Source organism: Pseudomonas sp. TE3644, from assembly GCF_056278815.1.
The window spans coordinates 6,060,280-6,076,832 of the sequence record NZ_JBWBQF010000001.1; the positions used below are offsets into that span (position 1 = coordinate 6,060,280).

Annotated in this window: 15 protein-coding genes and 1 tRNA gene; 9 read left to right on the forward strand and 7 right to left on the reverse strand. The window is 63.3% G+C overall.

Annotated features, from left to right (window positions below; all coding sequences use genetic code 11):
* The first annotated feature begins 103 nt into the window (after positions 1 to 103).
* The 4 genes from gpmI (at position 104) to ACZ9GA_RS26825 (ending at position 5,364) form a co-directional block, all read left to right on the forward strand.
* Entirely contained in the window at positions 104 to 1,639 is a 1,536-nt protein-coding gene (gene gpmI, locus ACZ9GA_RS26810) for a 2,3-bisphosphoglycerate-independent phosphoglycerate mutase (RefSeq protein WP_457359519.1), read from the forward strand.
* A gap of 139 nt (positions 1,640 to 1,778) precedes the next feature.
* Entirely contained in the window at positions 1,779 to 3,059 is a 1,281-nt protein-coding gene (locus ACZ9GA_RS26815) for a murein hydrolase activator EnvC family protein (protein WP_457359517.1), read from the forward strand.
* A 95-nt stretch (positions 3,060 to 3,154) separates the two neighbouring features.
* Positions 3,155 to 4,510, forward strand: coding sequence for a S41 family peptidase (locus ACZ9GA_RS26820; RefSeq protein WP_457359515.1), 1,356 nt, complete (start codon positions 3,155 to 3,157; stop codon positions 4,508 to 4,510).
* Positions 4,510 to 5,364, forward strand: a complete 855-nt coding sequence (locus tag ACZ9GA_RS26825; RefSeq protein WP_457363641.1) for a divergent polysaccharide deacetylase family protein — start codon at positions 4,510 to 4,512, stop codon at positions 5,362 to 5,364. Before ACZ9GA_RS26820 ends, ACZ9GA_RS26825 begins: the two co-directional genes overlap by 1 nt.
* Before the next feature lie 63 nt (positions 5,365 to 5,427).
* On the opposite strand, the gene ACZ9GA_RS26830 is transcribed toward ACZ9GA_RS26825, so the two are convergent.
* From ACZ9GA_RS26830 to ACZ9GA_RS26860, 7 genes are all read right to left on the reverse strand, one after another.
* The gene (locus ACZ9GA_RS26830; RefSeq protein WP_457359513.1) at positions 5,428 to 6,183 is read right to left on the reverse strand and encodes a substrate-binding periplasmic protein; all 756 of its coding nucleotides are present in this window, start codon (positions 6,181 to 6,183) and stop codon (positions 5,428 to 5,430) included.
* Between the two features lie 177 nt (positions 6,184 to 6,360).
* Positions 6,361 to 7,131 (reverse strand): imidazole glycerol phosphate synthase subunit HisF, encoded by a 771-nt coding sequence (gene hisF / locus ACZ9GA_RS26835; RefSeq protein WP_416421987.1) that lies wholly within the window; start codon positions 7,129 to 7,131, stop codon positions 6,361 to 6,363.
* A gap of 10 nt (positions 7,132 to 7,141) precedes the next feature.
* Positions 7,142 to 7,879 carry a 1-(5-phosphoribosyl)-5-[(5-phosphoribosylamino)methylideneamino]imidazole-4-carboxamide isomerase gene (hisA, locus tag ACZ9GA_RS26840; protein ID WP_457359511.1) on the reverse strand — a complete coding sequence of 246 codons (738 nt, stop codon included), beginning with the start codon at positions 7,877 to 7,879 and terminating at the stop codon, positions 7,142 to 7,144.
* Positions 7,880 to 7,919: 40 nt separating this feature from the next.
* Positions 7,920 to 8,174: a DUF2164 domain-containing protein gene (locus ACZ9GA_RS26845; RefSeq protein ID WP_457359509.1), complete on the reverse strand. Its 255-nt coding sequence runs from the start codon at positions 8,172 to 8,174 to the stop codon at positions 7,920 to 7,922.
* On the reverse strand, positions 8,174 to 8,812 hold the full coding sequence (hisH, locus tag ACZ9GA_RS26850) for an imidazole glycerol phosphate synthase subunit HisH (RefSeq protein ID WP_457359507.1): 639 nt from the start codon (positions 8,810 to 8,812) through the stop codon (positions 8,174 to 8,176). The genes ACZ9GA_RS26845 and hisH overlap by 1 nt, the downstream gene beginning before the upstream one ends.
* Positions 8,812 to 9,405, reverse strand: coding sequence for an imidazoleglycerol-phosphate dehydratase HisB (gene hisB / locus ACZ9GA_RS26855; protein WP_008367877.1), 594 nt, complete (start codon positions 9,403 to 9,405; stop codon positions 8,812 to 8,814). Before hisB ends, hisH begins: the two co-directional genes overlap by 1 nt.
* Before the next feature lie 213 nt (positions 9,406 to 9,618).
* Positions 9,619 to 11,283, reverse strand: a complete 1,665-nt coding sequence (locus ACZ9GA_RS26860) for an OFA family MFS transporter (RefSeq protein ID WP_457359505.1) — start codon at positions 11,281 to 11,283, stop codon at positions 9,619 to 9,621.
* A gap of 447 nt (positions 11,284 to 11,730) precedes the next feature.
* Here ACZ9GA_RS26860 and ACZ9GA_RS26865 point away from each other — a divergent pair, with 447 nt between their 5' ends.
* The 5 genes from ACZ9GA_RS26865 to ACZ9GA_RS26885 all read left to right on the forward strand — a co-directional run bounded on the left by ACZ9GA_RS26865 (position 11,731) and on the right by ACZ9GA_RS26885 (position 16,491).
* Entirely contained in the window at positions 11,731 to 13,965 is a 2,235-nt protein-coding gene (locus ACZ9GA_RS26865) for an AsmA family protein (RefSeq protein ID WP_457359503.1), read from the forward strand.
* A complete protein-coding gene (gene mutY / locus ACZ9GA_RS26870; protein ID WP_457359501.1) occupies positions 13,962 to 15,029 on the forward strand; it encodes an A/G-specific adenine glycosylase in 1,068 nt (355 codons plus the stop codon). Before ACZ9GA_RS26865 ends, mutY begins: the two co-directional genes overlap by 4 nt.
* A complete protein-coding gene (locus ACZ9GA_RS26875; RefSeq protein WP_008367870.1) occupies positions 15,026 to 15,298 on the forward strand; it encodes an oxidative damage protection protein in 273 nt (90 codons plus the stop codon). Before mutY ends, ACZ9GA_RS26875 begins: the two co-directional genes overlap by 4 nt.
* A gap of 91 nt (positions 15,299 to 15,389) precedes the next feature.
* Positions 15,390 to 15,465, forward strand: a tRNA-Phe gene (locus ACZ9GA_RS26880).
* A gap of 204 nt (positions 15,466 to 15,669) precedes the next feature.
* Complete coding sequence (locus ACZ9GA_RS26885; protein WP_457359499.1) at positions 15,670 to 16,491, forward strand: acyltransferase; 822 nt, start codon at positions 15,670 to 15,672, stop codon at positions 16,489 to 16,491.
* Positions 16,492 to 16,553: the final 62 nt, after the last annotated feature.

Here is a 16,553-nt window from a genome sequence, read left to right on the forward strand (position 1 = left end):
TGTGCTTGATTGATGCGATTGATGAAGGTTATTCGCAAGCGTCGGCATCTATGCCCTAAAATACGCTCCTCCTTTTCCATCTGACATAGCCGCGAGTGGATCTATGACAACCACGCCTAAACCTTTGGTCCTGATCATCCTGGATGGTTTCGGTCACAGCGAAAGCCATGAATACAACGCTGTCTATTCGGCGAACAAGCCTGTGCTGGACCGCCTGACCAAGACCGTGCCCAATGGCCTGATCTCGGGCTCGGGCATGGACGTGGGGCTGCCCGACGGTCAGATGGGCAACTCCGAGGTCGGCCACATGAACCTGGGCGCCGGCCGCGTGGTGTATCAGGACTTCACCCGCGTGACCAAGGCCATCCGCGATGGCGAGTTCTTCGAGAACCCCACCATCTGCGCCGCCGTGGATAAAGCGGTCAACGCCGGCAAGGCCGTGCACATCCTCGGCCTGCTGTCCGATGGCGGCGTGCACAGCCACCAGGACCACATCGTGGCCATGGCCGAGCTGGCCGCCAAGCGTGGCGCCGACAAGATCTACCTGCACGCCTTCCTGGACGGCCGCGACACGCCGCCCAAAAGCGCCGAAGCCCCGCTGGAGCTGTTGGACCAGACCTTCGCCCGCCTGGGCAAGGGCCGCACCGCCAGCATCATCGGCCGCTACTTCGCCATGGACCGTGACAACCGCTGGGACCGCGTAACCGCGGCCTACGAGCTGATTGTCGACGGCACCAGCGAATACACCGCCGCCAGCGCCGTGGAAGGCCTGAACGCCGCCTACGAGCGCGGCGAGAGCGACGAATTCGTCAAGGCCACCAGCATCGGCGACAAGGTGCAGGTGGAAGATGGCGACGCCGTGGTGTTCATGAACTTCCGCGCCGACCGCGCCCGCGAGCTGACCCGCGTGTTCGTCGAAGACAACTTCGCCGACTTCGCGCGCAAGCGCCAGCCCAAGCTGGCCGGTTTCGTGGGCCTGACCCAGTACTCGGCAAAAATTCCGGCCCCGGCCGCCTTCGCCGCCGGCAGCCTGCACAACGTGCTGGGCGAGTACCTGGCCGACAACGGCAAGACCCAGCTGCGCATCGCGGAGACCGAGAAGTACGCCCACGTGACGTTCTTCTTCTCCGGTGGCCGTGAAGAGCCGTTCAAGGGTGAGGAACGCATCCTGATCCCGTCGCCGAAAGTCGCCACCTACGACCTGCAGCCGGAAATGAACGCGCCGCTGGTGACCGACAAGATCGTCGACGCCATCGAAAACCAGCGCTTCGACGTGATCGTGGTCAACTACGCCAACGGCGACATGGTGGGCCACAGCGGCGTGATGGAAGCGGCGGTCAAGGCGGTTGAATGCCTGGACACCTGCGTGGGCCGTATCGTCGACGCCCTGGAAAAGGTGGGCGGCGAAGCACTGATCACCGCCGACCACGGCAACTGCGAGCAGATGGAAGACGCCGCCACCGGCCAGGCGCACACCGCGCACACCACCGAGCCGGTGCCGTTCATCTACGTGGGCAAGCGCAAGGTCAAGGTCCGTGAAGGCGGCGTGCTGGCCGACGTGGCACCGACCATGCTGTACCTGATGGACATGGCCAAGCCTGAAGAAATGACTGGCCACTCGATCCTGATCGACGGCTAAGCTCACTGCGTGGGGGCCAGGTACCAGCGCCCTGCCCCCCGCACTGGATGAAACGTCCGGCAGTTGCCGCACGGGCGTTTTTTTTGCAGCTCGCGGCGGGCATACTAGGCCCGTCTCCACACTGGTACCGCCAACCCCCATGCTTCGTGCACTGATAGCCCTAGCCCTTACCGGCCTGCTGAGTACGGCCTATGCCGACGACCGTGAGCAAACCCAACAGCAGTTGGATGCCACCAAGCAGGACATCGCCGAGCTGAAGAAACAACTCAGCCAGGTGCAGGAACAAAAGAACGGCGTGCAGAAAGACCTGCGCGGAACTGAAACCCAAATGGGCAAGCTGGAGAAGCAGGTGGAGGCCCTGCAAACCGAACTAAAAAAGACCCAAGGCGAGCTGGATCGCCTCGCCCAGCAAAAAGATCAACTCCAGCAAAGCAAAACTGAACAACAACGCCTGATCGCCATCCAGGCCCGCGCCGCCTACCAGGGCGGCCGTCAGGAGTACCTCAAGCTGTTGCTCAACCAGCAGAATCCGGAGAAATTCGCCCGGACCCTGACTTATTACGACTACATGAGCAACGCGCGCATGGCGCAGCTCAAGCAGTTCAATGAAACCCTGCGCCAGCTGGCCAATGTCGAGCAAGACATCGCCGGCCAGCAGGAGCAGTTGCTTGCCCAGCAGGCCAGCCTGGACAGCCAGCGCCAGGACTTGGACAAGGTGCGCAAGGACCGCCAGGCCGCCCTTGCCAAGCTCAACGACAGCTACAAGGCGCAGGACCAGAAGCTCAGCGCCCGCCAGCAGGACCAGGAAGACCTGGCCAAAGTGCTGAAGACCATCGAGGAAACCCTGGCCCGCCAGGCTCGAGAAGCCGAGGAAGCCCGCCAGAAAGCCTTGCTGGCCGCCCAGGAAGCCGAGAAGCAGCGCCAGCGTGAAAACGCTCAGGCCAAGGCCGACGATGCGCCAAAACGCCCCAAAGCCACGCCTGGTGCACTAGTCTCCAGTGGCGGCGCCAACTTTGGCGGTGCATTTGCAGCAGGCCGCGGCAAACTTCCATGGCCTGTCGATGGTCGATTGTTGGCACGCTTTGGTGAAACTCGCGGCGACGACGCGCGAACCAAGTGGGATGGTGTCATGATCAGTGCACCGGCAGGTACACAGGTGCATGCCGTGCATGGCGGGCGCGTGGTGTTCGCCGATTGGTTGCGCGGTGCCGGACTTCTGGTCATTCTCGACCATGGGGACGGTTACCTGACGTTGTACGGGCATAACCAGAGCCTGCTCAAGGGCGCCGGTGATGTAGTGAAAGCCGGCGAGGCTATCTCGACGGTAGGCAACAGTGGTGGGCAGGACACGTCGGCATTGTATTTTGCCGTTCGCCAGCAAGGTCGCCCCAGCGATCCTTCGCAATGGTGCCGCGGCTGAAGCCGGCACCCACATTTAGGGCGTTATGGCCGTCGTGAATGACGGCGCGCCGATGCCCCGAAAGGCGCAAAACCAGAATCAGGAGTTCGTTCGTCATGCTGCACTTGCCCCGCCTTACCTCGCTGGCCCTGACGATCGCCGTGGTGATCGGCGCCCCGCTCGCCCGTGCTGCCGAGCCTGCGCGCCTGGCCGCCACCACCACGACCGCCGCCGCGCCTGCAGCGGCCGCCACCGACCCGGCCAAGGCGCCGCTGCCGCTGGACGAGCTGCGCACCTTCGCCGAGGTAATGGACCGCATCAAGGCCGCCTACGTGGAGCCGGTGGACGACAAGACCCTGCTGGAAAACGCCATCAAGGGCATGCTCAGCAACCTTGACCCGCACTCCGCCTACCTGGGCCCGGAAGACTTCCAGGAGCTGCAGGAAAGCACCAGCGGCGAATTCGGCGGCCTGGGCATCGAAGTGGGCGCCGAGGACGGCTTCATCAAGGTGGTCTCGCCCATCGACGACACCCCGGCCACCAAGGCCGGCATCGAGGCGGGCGACCTGATCGTCAAGATCAACGGCCAGCCTACCCGCGGCCAGAGCATGACCGAAGCCGTGGACAAGATGCGCGGCAAGATCGGCGAGAAGATCACCCTGACCCTGGTGCGCAACGGCGGCAACCCGTTTGACGTGACCCTGGCGCGCGCGATCATCCAGGTCAAGAGCGTGAAGGCGCAGATGCTGGAAAATGGCTACGGCTACATCCGCATCACCCAATTCCAGGTCAAGACCGGCGAGGAAGTCTCCAAGGCCCTGGCCAAGCTGCGCAAGGACAACGGCAAGAAGCTCGACGGCCTGGTGCTGGACCTGCGCAACAACCCCGGCGGCGTGCTGCAGGCGGCGGTAGAGGTGGTGGACCACTTCATCACCAGCGGCCTGATCGTGTACACCAAGGGCCGCATCGCCAACTCCGAACTGCGCTTCTCGGCCACCGGCCACGACGAAAGCGAAGCCGTGCCACTGGTGGTGCTGATCAACGGCGGCAGCGCCTCGGCTTCGGAAATCGTTGCCGGCGCCCTGCAGGACCACAAGCGTGGCGTGCTGATGGGCACCGACAGCTTCGGCAAGGGCTCGGTGCAGACCGTGCTGCCGCTCAACAACGACCGCGCGCTGAAGATCACCACGGCGCTGTACTACACGCCTAACGGCCGCTCCATCCAGGCCCAGGGCATTGTCCCGGACGTGGAGGTGCGTCAGGGCAAGCTGACCAACGACCAGCCTGACAACGAGAACTTCAAGGAAGCCGACCTGCAGGGCCACCTGGGCAACGGCAACGGCGGCAAGGATCGTCCGTCGTCCAGCCAGAGCCCGATCGGCAAGGCCAAGGCACGCCCACAGGATGGCGACTTCCAGTTGAGCCAGGCGTTGTCGCTGCTCAAGGGGCTGAGCGTGACCCGCAACAAGTGATTTCCGTTCGCGCGGTACTGCTTCTGCTGTGCTGCCTGTCCGGCCTGGCCCACGCCGCGCCGGACAGCGGCGACGCCAAGCCACGCAAGGCCTACTTCACGCTGATCATCGACGACCTGGGGCAGAACCTGCCCCGGGACCGTCGCGCCCTGGCCCTGCCCGGCCCGGTTACCCTGGCCGTGATGCCCGACACCCCGCACGCTGCCGACTTCGCCCGCGAAGCGCACAAGGCTCGCAAAACGGTGATCGTGCACATGCCCATGGACCCCGCCACCGGCCCGTTCGCCTGGCACCCCGACCTGTCCATGGACGAGTTGCGCAACCGCCTGCAGGCGGCGCTCAAGGCCGTGCCGTACGCGGCGGGCATGAACAACCACGAAGGCAGCAAAATGACCTCGCAACCCGAGGCCATGGCGATGCTGATGGGTGAATTGCAGCAACGTAACCTGTTCTTCGTCGACAGCCGCACCAGCGCGGCCACCGTGGCGGCAGCCAAGGCCCAGGCGATTGGCCTGGCGCATGTGTCGCGCGACGTGTTCCTGGACGATGTACGCACGCCCGAGGCGATTGCCAAGCAGCTGCATACGGCCATTGCCCACGCGCAAAAGTTTGGCTCGGTGGTGGTGATTGGTCATCCCTATCCGGTCACGCTGGATGTGCTGGAGCGTGAGCTGCCGAACCTGAAAGGCCAGGGCATCGACTGGATACCGGTGCGGCAGATGATTGCCCAGCGGGCAAACCGGGCGATGCCGGCGCATGGGAAGGATGGCACTTACAAGCCTGTACCAGTCCCTGCTGCACCCGCTACACCTGTGGGACCGGGCGAAGCTCGGGAAAAGAACACCGCGGAGTAACTGGGACACCGCGTCGCGCCTTTCCCGAGCTTCGCCCGGTCCCACAAGGGAGGGTGAGAAGTCTCAGAGATAACGGGCCATGATGTCGTCGACGATGCCTTCGCTGCGGATCTGCTCCAGGGCGTGCTGCAACCGCTGCACCACCTCATCCGGCGTGTCCTTGTTCAACGCCAGGTAAAGCTGCGCGCTGTTGAAGCGCAACACCGTCTTCAACCCATTCACGCCTTCCTGCCGCGCCAGATAGCGGCCGGCTGGATCCCCGGTGGCCCACACGTCGATCTCGCCATCGCGCAGCTTCTGCGCATTGTCCTGGTCCCGCAGGGCGATCACCGGGTGCATGCCTTCGCGGGTCAGGGTCTCGGCGATGGCGTCGCCCTTGTACGCACCAATCTTCAGACGCCGGGCCTGGGCCAGGTTGTCCAGCTTGAGCTTGCTGTCGGCACGCGCCAGCAGAATCCAGTCATCCGGGCCAATGGGGCCAACCCATTTGAACGCCTGTTCGCGCTCGGGCAGACGGGCCGTCACGAACACACCGTAACCGGAATTGAGCATGGCCAGCTTGTAGATGCGGTCCCAGGGGAAGCGCAGGGTCATGCTGTAATGAATGCCGGCGCGCTTGTACATCTCGCGCACCACGTCGGCGGCAATGCCCTGGATGTTTTCTTCGCGGGCGAAATTCTTGCCGTTGGCGGCCATGTTGTAAGGCGGGAAATTTTCGGTCAGCAACACCATGGAGTAGTCGGCTGGCACCTCGGCACGGGCGCCCAGGGCAAACGACAGGCAAATACTGGTCAGACAGGCGAATGCAACACGCTTCATCGGAGTCGGCCCTAATTCCATGGCTGTCGAGTGAAACACTAAGGCAGTTTGCCATTATCCACAATCCCATCCCGTAGCCGCTGCCGCCAGGCTGCGCTGGCCCCCAAGTACGCTGGAGACCTCCTGCGTGGACAAGGGCCAGCGCAGCCTTCGGCAGCGGCTACGGATGGAGGTGGGTCAGCGCACGACGATGCCTTGCTTGGCCATGAAGGCTTTCGCTTCCGGCACAGTGTATTCGCCGAAGTGGAAGATGCTGGCAGCCAGCACCGCGCTGGCGTGGCCTTCCAGTACGCCGTCAGCCAGGTGCTGCAGGTTGCCGACGCCGCCCGAGGCGATCACCGGGATGCCCAGCGCGTCGCTGATGGCGCGGGTGACGCCCAGGTCGAAGCCGTTCTTCATGCCGTCCTGGTCCATGCTGGTCAGCAGGATCTCACCGGCACCCAGGCCTTCCATCTTCATCGCCCACTCCACCGCGTCCAGGCCCGTAGGCTTGCGGCCGCCGTGGGTGAAGATCTCCCAGCGCGGGGTTTCGCCCGGGCCGGAGACTTTCTTGGCGTCGATGGCCACCACGATGCACTGCGAGCCGAAGTGCTGCGCGGCCTCGCCGACGAACTCGGGGTTGAACACCGCGGCGGTGTTGATCGACACCTTGTCGGCACCGGCGTTGAGCAGGTTGCGGATATCTTGCACGGTACGCACGCCACCGCCCACGGTCAGCGGGATGAACACCTGGCTGGCCATGCGTTCCACGGTGTGCAGGGTGGTATCACGGCCGTCGACGCTGGCAGTGATGTCCAGGAAGGTGATTTCGTCCGCGCCCTGCTCGTCGTAGCGACGGGCGATTTCCACCGGGTCACCGGCGTCGCGGATGTTCTCGAACTTCACGCCCTTCACTACGCGGCCATTGTCCACGTCCAGGCAAGGGATGATGCGTTTGGCCAGCGCCATGGGTCAGTCCTCAGCCTTTGTAGGAATCGCAGAAAGCCTGAGCTTCGGCGACGTCCAGGGTGCCTTCGTAGATAGCACGGCCAGTGATGGCGCCGATGATGCCAGGGGCCTTGGCATCCATCAGGGCCTTGATGTCGCCCAGGTTGTGGATACCGCCGGAGGCGATGACCGGGATCCTGGTGGCGGCAGCCAGTGCGGCGGTGAACGGCACGTTGCAGCCCTGCATCATGCCGTCTTTGGCGATGTCGGTGTAGACGATGGCGCTGACGCCGTCGGCTTCGAAGCGCTTGGCCAGGTCGATGACCTGCACGGTGCTGACTTCAGCCCAGCCGTCGGTGGCGACGAAACCATCCTTGGCGTCCAGGCCGACGATGACCTTGCCCGGGAAGGCCTTGCAGGCCTCGGCCACGAACTCGGGCTCTTTTACTGCCTTGGTGCCGATGATCACGTAGCTGACGCCAGCCTTGACGTAGTGCTCGATGGTTTCCAGCGAGCGGATGCCGCCGCCGATCTGGATCGGCAGGTTGGGGTAGCGCTTGGCGATGGCAGTCACCACTTCGCCGTTGACCGGCTGGCCTTCGAAAGCGCCGTTCAGGTCGACCAGATGCAGACGGCGGCAGCCGCCCTCCACCCACTTGGCAGCCATGCTCACCGGGTCATCGGAGAACACTGTGGAATCTTCCATGCGGCCCTGGCGCAGACGTACGCAGGCACCGTCTTTGAGATCGATAGCGGGGATAATCAGCATCTGGCAAACCTTCAATTCGATTTTTCAGCGATGCCCGAGATCAGTTTTTCTCGAGCGCCCACAGGTCGCTTTCAATGCTCTCGAAACGCTCCTTGAGGTGCGCCTGAACATCGAAAATCGCCCTGTTGTAATAGTGCGGAGCAATTTCACGGGTAAACAGCTCAAGAATCTCCGCCGCCTCGAACGAGCCCAGATCCAGCTCGAAACGGTCCTCCATGAACCGTTTGATCTTGGTCGTGGCTTGGTCTTCCTGCTCGGGGGTGAGCGTGAGGATCGGCGGTTTCTTCTTGCTCATTACCAGCGGCCGTCCCAGGCGGCGAAGTTCTGCAGCAGCTGCAGGCCATGGGTATGGCTCTTCTCCGGGTGGAACTGCACGGCAAAGCGCGAACCTTCAGCCAGCGCGGCGGCGAAATCGACGCCGTAATGGCCGCGGCCCACTACCTGGCCAGCCTTGGCGGCGGCGATGTAGTAGCTGTGCACGAAGTAGAAACGCGCCATGTCCGGAATGTTGTGCCACAGCGGGTGGTCCACCGACTGGCTCACTTCGTTCCAGCCCATGTGCGGCACCTTCAGGTGCGCGCCGTCTTCATGCAAATCCTTGCCGAAGAACTTCACGTTGCCGGGGAACAGGCCGATGCAGTCGACGCCCTCGTTCTCTTCGCTGTGGTCCAGCAGGGCCTGCATGCCCACGCAGATGCCCAGGAACGGACGGTCTACGCTGACTTCACGCACCAGGGCGTCGAAGCCCAGGCGCTTGATCTCGGCCATGCAGTCGCGAATCGCGCCAACACCGGGGAACACCACGCGGTCGGCCTCGCGGATCACCGCAGCGTCGCTGGTGATCATGACCTTGCCGGCACCTACGTGCTCCAGGGCCTTGGCCACCGAGTGCAGGTTGCCCATGCCATAGTCGATAACCGCTACCGTCTGCATTACAGGCAACCTTTGGTGGAAGGCATTTGCCCGGCCATGCGCTCATCCAGGGTGATGGCCATGCGCAGTGCGCGGCCGAACGCCTTGAACACGGTCTCGATCTGGTGGTGGGTGTTGTGCCCACGCAGATTGTCGATGTGCAGGGTGACGTTGGCGTGGTTGACGAAGCCCTGGAAGAATTCCTGGAACAGGTCAACGTCGAAGCCGCCGACGCTGGCGCGGGTGTAGGGCACGTGCATCTGCAGGCCTGGGCGGCCGGAGAAGTCGATGACCACGCGCGACAGCGCTTCGTCCAACGGCACGTAGGCGTGGCCGTAGCGGAAGATGCCTTTTTTGTCGCCGATGGCCTGGTTGAACGCCTGGCCCAGGGTGATACCCACGTCCTCGACGGTATGGTGGTCGTCGATATGCAGGTCGCCCTTGCACTCGATGTCCAGGTCGATCAGCCCGTGACGGGCGATCTGATCGAGCATGTGTTCAAGAAAAGGTACCCCGATATCGAATCGGGCCTTTCCGGTGCCATCCAGGTTGATCGAGGCTTTGATCTGGGTTTCCAGAGTGTTGCGCTCGACGGACGCCTTACGTTCGGCCATCACCAGCTCCGCAAAATCATTGGGCGAAAAAGGCAGACATTATAGGCCGTGCGGGCGCCAAACAGAAACAAAAGGCTGACATAAGGGCTTACATGGCCGTTGTGGGAGCGGGCTCTGCCCGCGAAGGCCACACTGCGGAGCCCCTGAGAGACCGCAGCGCCCTCTTCGCGGGCAGAGCCCGCTCCCACATAGCCAAAGATTACAGGGTTGCCGTCAGTGGAACAGTACGGCGGTTTTCTGCAGGGTGACGATCACGCCCCATGCCAGCGGAATGCCCACCACCAGCCAGGCCAGCACGGCCAGCGGCTTGCTGCCCGGCGCCGCTTTCCATTCCAGCACGGTGTTGCTGTCGGCGCCCTTGTCATGGCCCAGCGCCTGTTCGGCAGCCAGCTGCTCTTCAGTCATGAAATGCTTGTCGGCCACCGGACGCACCAATGCATTGCACAGGAAACCCAGCACCAGCAGGCCGGCGAGGATGTACAAGGTGATGTCGTAGGCGGCAGCGCGTTCCACGCCAATGCTCAGCTGATACTCGCGCAGGTAGTTGACCAGCACCGGACCCAGCACGCCGGCAGCGGCCCAGGCGGTCAACAGGCGACCGTGAATGGCGCCCACCATCTGCGTGCCGAACAGGTCGGCCAGGTAGGCCGGTACCGTGGCGAAACCACCGCCGTACATCGACAGCACCACACAGAACGCCGCCACGAACAGGGCAATGTTGCCCAAGTGGCCCAGGTTAGGCACCAGCGCGTACAGCACCATGCCCAGGGCAAAGAACACGAAATAGGTGTTCTTGCGGCCAATGAAGTCCGAGCACGAGGCCCAGAAGAAACGGCCACCAATGTTGAACAGGCTGAGCAAACCGGTGAAACCGGCGGCAATGGCGCCAATCTGGGCCAATTGCGCAGCACTGAGCTCGCTGAACTTCAGGTCCAGGCCCAGCAGCTTGCCGCCGAACACTTCCTGCAGCAGCGGCGAAGCCATGCCCAGGATGCCGATACCGGCCGAAACGTTCAGGCACAGCACCAGCCAGACCAGCGCGAACTGCGGGGTTTTCCAGGCCACGCTGACGTGCACGTGACGGTGGGTGATCATCGCGTTGCTGGCCTTTTTCACCGGCGCGGTCCAGCCCTCAGGCTTCCAGCCGGTAGGCGGCACGCGGTACGACAGGGCGCCGCCGATCATGAACACGAAGTAGATCACCGCCATGGCCACGAAGCTTTGCCATACGCCGACGCTGTCCGGGGTAGCGAAGTGGCTCATCAAAGCCGCCGCCAGGGGTGCACCGACCATGGCACCGCCGCCGAAGCCCATGATCGCCATGCCAGTGGCCATGCCGCGCTTGTCCGGGAACCACTTGATCAGGGTCGACACCGGCGAGATATAGCCCAGGCCCAGACCAATACCGCCAATCACGCCCGAACCCAGCCACATCAGCGCGATCTGATGGGTGTACACGCCCAGCGCCGAAATCAGCAGGCCGCCGCACCAGCACAGGGCCGACACAGTACCGGCCTTGCGTGGCCCGGCGTGTTCCAGCCAGCCACCCCAGATGGCCGCCGAGCAGCCCAGGAAGATGAAGAACAGGGTGTAGATCCAGCCGAGCATGGAGATCGGCCAGTCACAGGTGGACGAGAACACCTGGGTCAGAAAGCTCATGTCGGCCGGGCAGGCGACCGCCGACGTGATGCCGATGGCCTTGGACAGCGGCAGCCAGAACACCGAGAAGCCGTACGCCATGCCGATGCACAGGTGAATGGCCAGCGCGGCCGGTGGTACCAGCCAGCGGTTGAAGCCTGGCCGCGCGATGATGCGCTCCTTGGAGAAGAAGCCCGGGCGTTCGCCCGCGATCCCTCCGGATGTGATAGTGCTGCTCATTTTTATAATTCCCCCTTGGATTTTTAGCTCGATGCGCCCGGATGGTGGCTCACGACCTTGAAGCACGCAGGCCTTCGATCGTTTTATCGGCACAACCCTGATTTTCGCTAGATTGATGCCGCCTATCGGTTCATCGAGGCGACCAAGATTATCACCCGATCGTTACACTAGAGGCGATTAGCCATCTTCTTTCGCTGACTTTTTGTGGAAACATCACGAAACAACGAGGCCGAAACACCGCCCCAGGGATGTTTGTGGGAGTGGGCTCTGCCCGCGAAGCAGGCGCTGCGGTATTAGAGGCAGATCGCGGCGCCTGCTTCGCGGGTAGAACCCGCTCCCACAAGGCAGCAACCGCTGCAGGTAATCGCACCCATGGTGGCCTGCCACCAGGCCCATGGCGCTATACTCGCGGGCTGAATTTGAATCCAACACTACAAGGACTCGCCCATGAAAGCGTTCGGCAAAATCCTGGGGCTGTGTGTTCTCGGGCTGTTGCTGATCATTGTGGCTCTCGGTTTCGCCGTGACCCACTTCTTCGATCCCAACGACTACAAAGACGAGATTCGCAAGCTGGCCCGCGACAAGGGCCACGTCGAGCTGACCCTGAACGGCGACATCGGCTGGAGCCTGTTCCCGTGGCTGGGCCTGGAACTGCACGACGCCAGCATCGCGACCTTGCAGAACCCCAAGACCCCGTTCGCCGACCTGCAGATGCTGGGCCTGTCGGTGCGCGTGCTGCCGCTGCTGCGCCGTGAAGTGCAGATGAGCGACGTGCGCGTTGAAGGCCTGAACCTGACCCTGACCCGCGACGAACGCGGCCACGGCAACTGGGAAGACATCGGCAAGCCGCTGCCCAAGGCGCCGGCGCCGGGCGAGGTGGTAGACCCCAACGTCGCCGTCGCAGCCCCTGCGGCCCCAAGCGCGCCGGACAAGGCCGATCGCCCGGTGAAACTGGACATCGACAGCCTGACCGTGAACAACGCCCGCGTGCAATTTAGCGACGCCAAGACCGGCCGCGAGCTGACCGCCGAGAGCATCCAGCTGAGCACCGGCCCCGTGCACGACGGCATCGACATTCCGGTCAAGCTGACCGCCTTCCTGGGCACCAACCTGCCCAACCTGCGCGCGCGCACCGAGCTCAATGGCGACCTGCGCATGGAGCGCGCCCTCAAGCGCTTCCAGCTCAGCGACATGAAGCTGATGGGCGAAGCCAGCGGCGACCCGCTGCAAGGCAAGACCGTGACTTATTCGGCCCAGGGCAACATCAGTGTCGACCTGGCCGCCAACGTCGCCGACTGGAGCAATCTGAAGCTGTCCTTCAACCAGTTGCGCGCCCTGGGCGAGCTGAACGCCCGCGACCTGAAAACCGAACCCAAGCTGACCGGCGGCATTTCCATCGCCCAGATGGACCTGCGCGCCTTCATGGACGGCCTCAACCAGCCGCTGCCGGCCATGGCCGATGACAGCCTGCGTCAGTTCGAAATGGTCGCGCGCCTGGACGGCACGGCCAACAGCCTGGCCCTCAACAGCCTGGCGGTGAAACTGGATGGCAGCAGCTTCGTCGGCAGCCTGGCAGTGACCGACTTCGCCAAACAGGCGCTGGACGTGCAACTCAAGGCCGACAAATTCGACGCCGACCGCTACATGAAAGCCAAGAGCGCCGAAGCCTCCAGCGCTGGCGCGGCCCGTGACGCCGAGGTGAAGACCACCGAAGCCACCGCCATCGGCGGCAGCGGCGACACCCCGCTGCCCAGCGCCCCCACCCAGGGCGCCTGGAGCACCGACACCCTGCTGCCGGTGGAGCGCCTGCGCAAACTCGACCTGCACGCCGACCTGTCGTTCGGCCAGCTGACCCTGAACCAGTGGCCCATCGACAACGCCAGCCTCAAGGCCCAGGGCCAGGATGGCCTGATCACCCTGGAGAACCTGTCCGGCGGCCTGTACGACGGCACCTTCAGCAGCAAGGGCACCCTCGACGTGCGCCCCGACAAGCCGCTGATAGCCTTGCAGACCCAGCTCAACAAAGTGCCGGTGGAACACTTCATCAAGGGCCGCAACAACGGCGCCGCGCCTATTCGTGGCCTGATGACCCTCAACAGCAACCTGACCGGCACCGGCAACAGCCAGAGCGCGCTGATCGGCAGCCTGAACGGCACGGCCAACTTCGTGCTCAACGACGGCGTGCTGGTCAATGCCAACGTGGAACAGCAGCTGTGCCAAGGCATCGCCACCATCAACCGCAAGTCGCTGACGGGCGAGCCACGCGGCAAGGACACGCCCTTCCAGGAGCTCAAGGGCAGCCTGGTGGTACGCAACGGCGTAGCCAGCAACCAGGACCTGAAGGTGCGCATCCCCGGCCTGAGCGTGAACGGCAACGGCGACATCGACCTGCGCGTGCTGGGCATGGACTACCGCGTGGGCGTGGTGATCGAAGGCGACAAAAGCGACATGCCCGACCCGGCCTGCCAGGTCAACGAACGTTTCGCCGGTATTGAATGGCCACTGCGCTGCCGCGGCCCGATCGAACTGGGGGCCAAGGCCTGCCGTATCGACCGCGACGGCATGGGCAAGGTAGCTGCCAAGGTAGCCGGCGACAGGATCACCGAAAAACTGGAAGAAAAATTCGGCGACAAGGTCAGCCCCGAGCTGAAAAACACGCTGAAAGGTCTGTTCAAACGATGAACCCAGAGCAATTTTCCACCGCAGTACTGGAATGGTTCGACCGCAACGGCCGTCACGACCTGCCTTGGCAACAGGGCATCAGCCCTTACCGGGTGTGGGTGTCGGAGATCATGTTGCAGCAAACCCAGGTCAGCACCGTGCTCAACTACTTCGACCGCTTCATGGCCTCGCTGCCAACGGTTGAAGCCCTGGCCGAGGCGCCGGAAGACGAAGTGCTGCACCTGTGGACCGGGCTGGGTTACTACACCCGCGCCCGCAACCTGCAGAAAACCGCGAAAATCGTCGTGCAGCAGTACGGCGGCGAGTTCCCCCGTGACGTCGAGAAACTGACCGAACTGCCGGGCATCGGCCTGTCTACCGCCGGCGCCATCGCCAGCATCAGCATGGGCCTGCGCGCACCGATCCTGGACGGCAACGTCAAGCGCGTGCTGGCCCGCTACACCGCGCAAGAGGGCTACCCAGGAGAGCCCAAGGTGGCCAAGCAGCTGTGGGCCAACGCCGAGCTGTACACCCCGCACACACGGGTGAACAACTACACCCAGGCGATGATGGACCTGGGCGCCACGCTGTGCACCCGCACCAAGCCCAGCTGCCTGCTGTGCCCGCTGGAAAAGGGCTGCCAGGCGCACATGCTGGGCCTGGAAATCCGCTACCCGGTGCCCAAGCCGAAAAAGGCCGTGCCACTCAAGCACACTTTGATGCCGCTGCTGATGAACCGCGACGGCGCCATTCTGCTTTACCGTCGCCCGTCCAGCGGTTTATGGGGTGGGCTGTGGAGCCTGCCGGAGCTCGAAAACTACGAAGACATCGAGCACCTCACCGCCCAGCACGCCCTGGCCATGGACGCACCGCGTGCCCTGGAGCCGCTAACCCACACATTCAGCCACTTCCAGCTGGCCATCGCGCCCTGGCTGGTGCCGGTACAGGAGTCGGCGCATCACGTGGCCGAGGCCGACTGGCTCTGGTATAACCTCGCCACCCCGCCGCGCCTGGGCCTTGCCGCCCCGGTGAAAAAGCTGCTCAAACGCGCGGCCGATGCCTTGAATGCAGGAGAGTTGTCATGACCCGCACCGTAATGTGCCGCAAGTACAAAGAAGAACTGCCTGGCCTGGAGCGCCCTCCGTACCCGGGCGCCAAGGGCCAGGACATCTTCGAACACGTGTCCCAGAAGGCCTGGGCCGATTGGCAGAAGCACCAGACGCTGCTGATCAACGAAAAGCGCCTGAACATGATGAACGCCGAAGACCGCAAATACCTGCAGGGCGAAATGGACAAGTTCTTCAGCGGCGAAGATTACGCCCAGGCTGAAGGCTACGTGCCGCCAAGCGAATAACGGTCGGAAAGCGTAAGCGGAGGAATTAATTAAAAATTTTTTGCGATCGTGCTTGACGCAAGGTCGAAAAAGCCTTTTAATGCGCCCCGTTGCCCAGATAGCTCAGTCGGTAGAGCAGGGGATTGAAAATCCCCGTGTCGGCGGTTCGATTCCGTCTCTGGGCACCATATTTCGTTTTAGATGGTGCTACACCATCTGAAGCCCACAAAAAACCCGCCCAGTGCGGGTTTTTTGTTGCCTGCGATTTAGCCCTCCCCTCACTTGCAATCTCAATCTGCCAGTAGCTACAGTTTGTGCCACGCGGCCAACCTGTCGTCACGCCTGCGCTCCCCCCCCAACAAAATAGCGGTCGACACCCAAGGATACCTAGCATGAAGCATCGCGTATTCCATTCCACCGACCTGCCCGAGCGCCTGTCAGGCCTGGCCAGCGAGCTGGGCGTAAGCCACGAGCACTTGAGCGCAGCCTATGGCTGGGGCGTGAGCAACAATGTGCTGTTCGCCGAGGGCGAAGGCGAGCAGGCCCGCTACTTCATCAATTCCATCGACATTGAACCCAGCATCCAGGACCCACTGGCCCGGCGCCTGTTCCAGCGCCTGCGCAAGGACATCCCTGCCCCGCTGGTGCCGCGCTACGGGAAGAACTGGGCCACCCTCAAGGATCGCTGGTTGCGCGCCTGGGAGCAGGTCTACAACATCGTTATCAACAAGATCCCCAGCCACAACGTGCGCGTGGCGTGGCTGCGCCTGGGCGGCGCGAAGATCGGCAAGGGTTCGAGCATCTGGCGCACCACCGAGGTGCTGGGCGTCAACAACTTGGTCATCGGCAACGACAGCGTCATCGCCTGGCACTGCCAGATCGACGCCCGTGCCGGGCTGATCATCGGTGACCACGTGGCCATCGCCTCCCACGTACTGATCATCGCCGGCACCCACGACCTGACCGCGCGCGAGTTCTGGTCGGTGTCGGGGCCCATCTACATCGACGACTACGCCTGGATCGCCTCGCGGGCCATCGTCGGCCATGGCGTGCGCATCGGCCGCGGCGCCGTGGTGACTGCCAATACCCTGGTGGCGAAAAATATCGCGCCCTACAAGATAGTCGGCGGCACCGGCGCCAAACCCATGGGCGAGAGGCCTCACGACCTCAATTACAAGGTGGGCGGCAAGGGCCTGTTCACCCTGCTGCACTAATGTTTGAAAGCGCGCGGCGGCCTCGACTGGTATCGTGCACCGCTGTGAACGATCCACGAGGA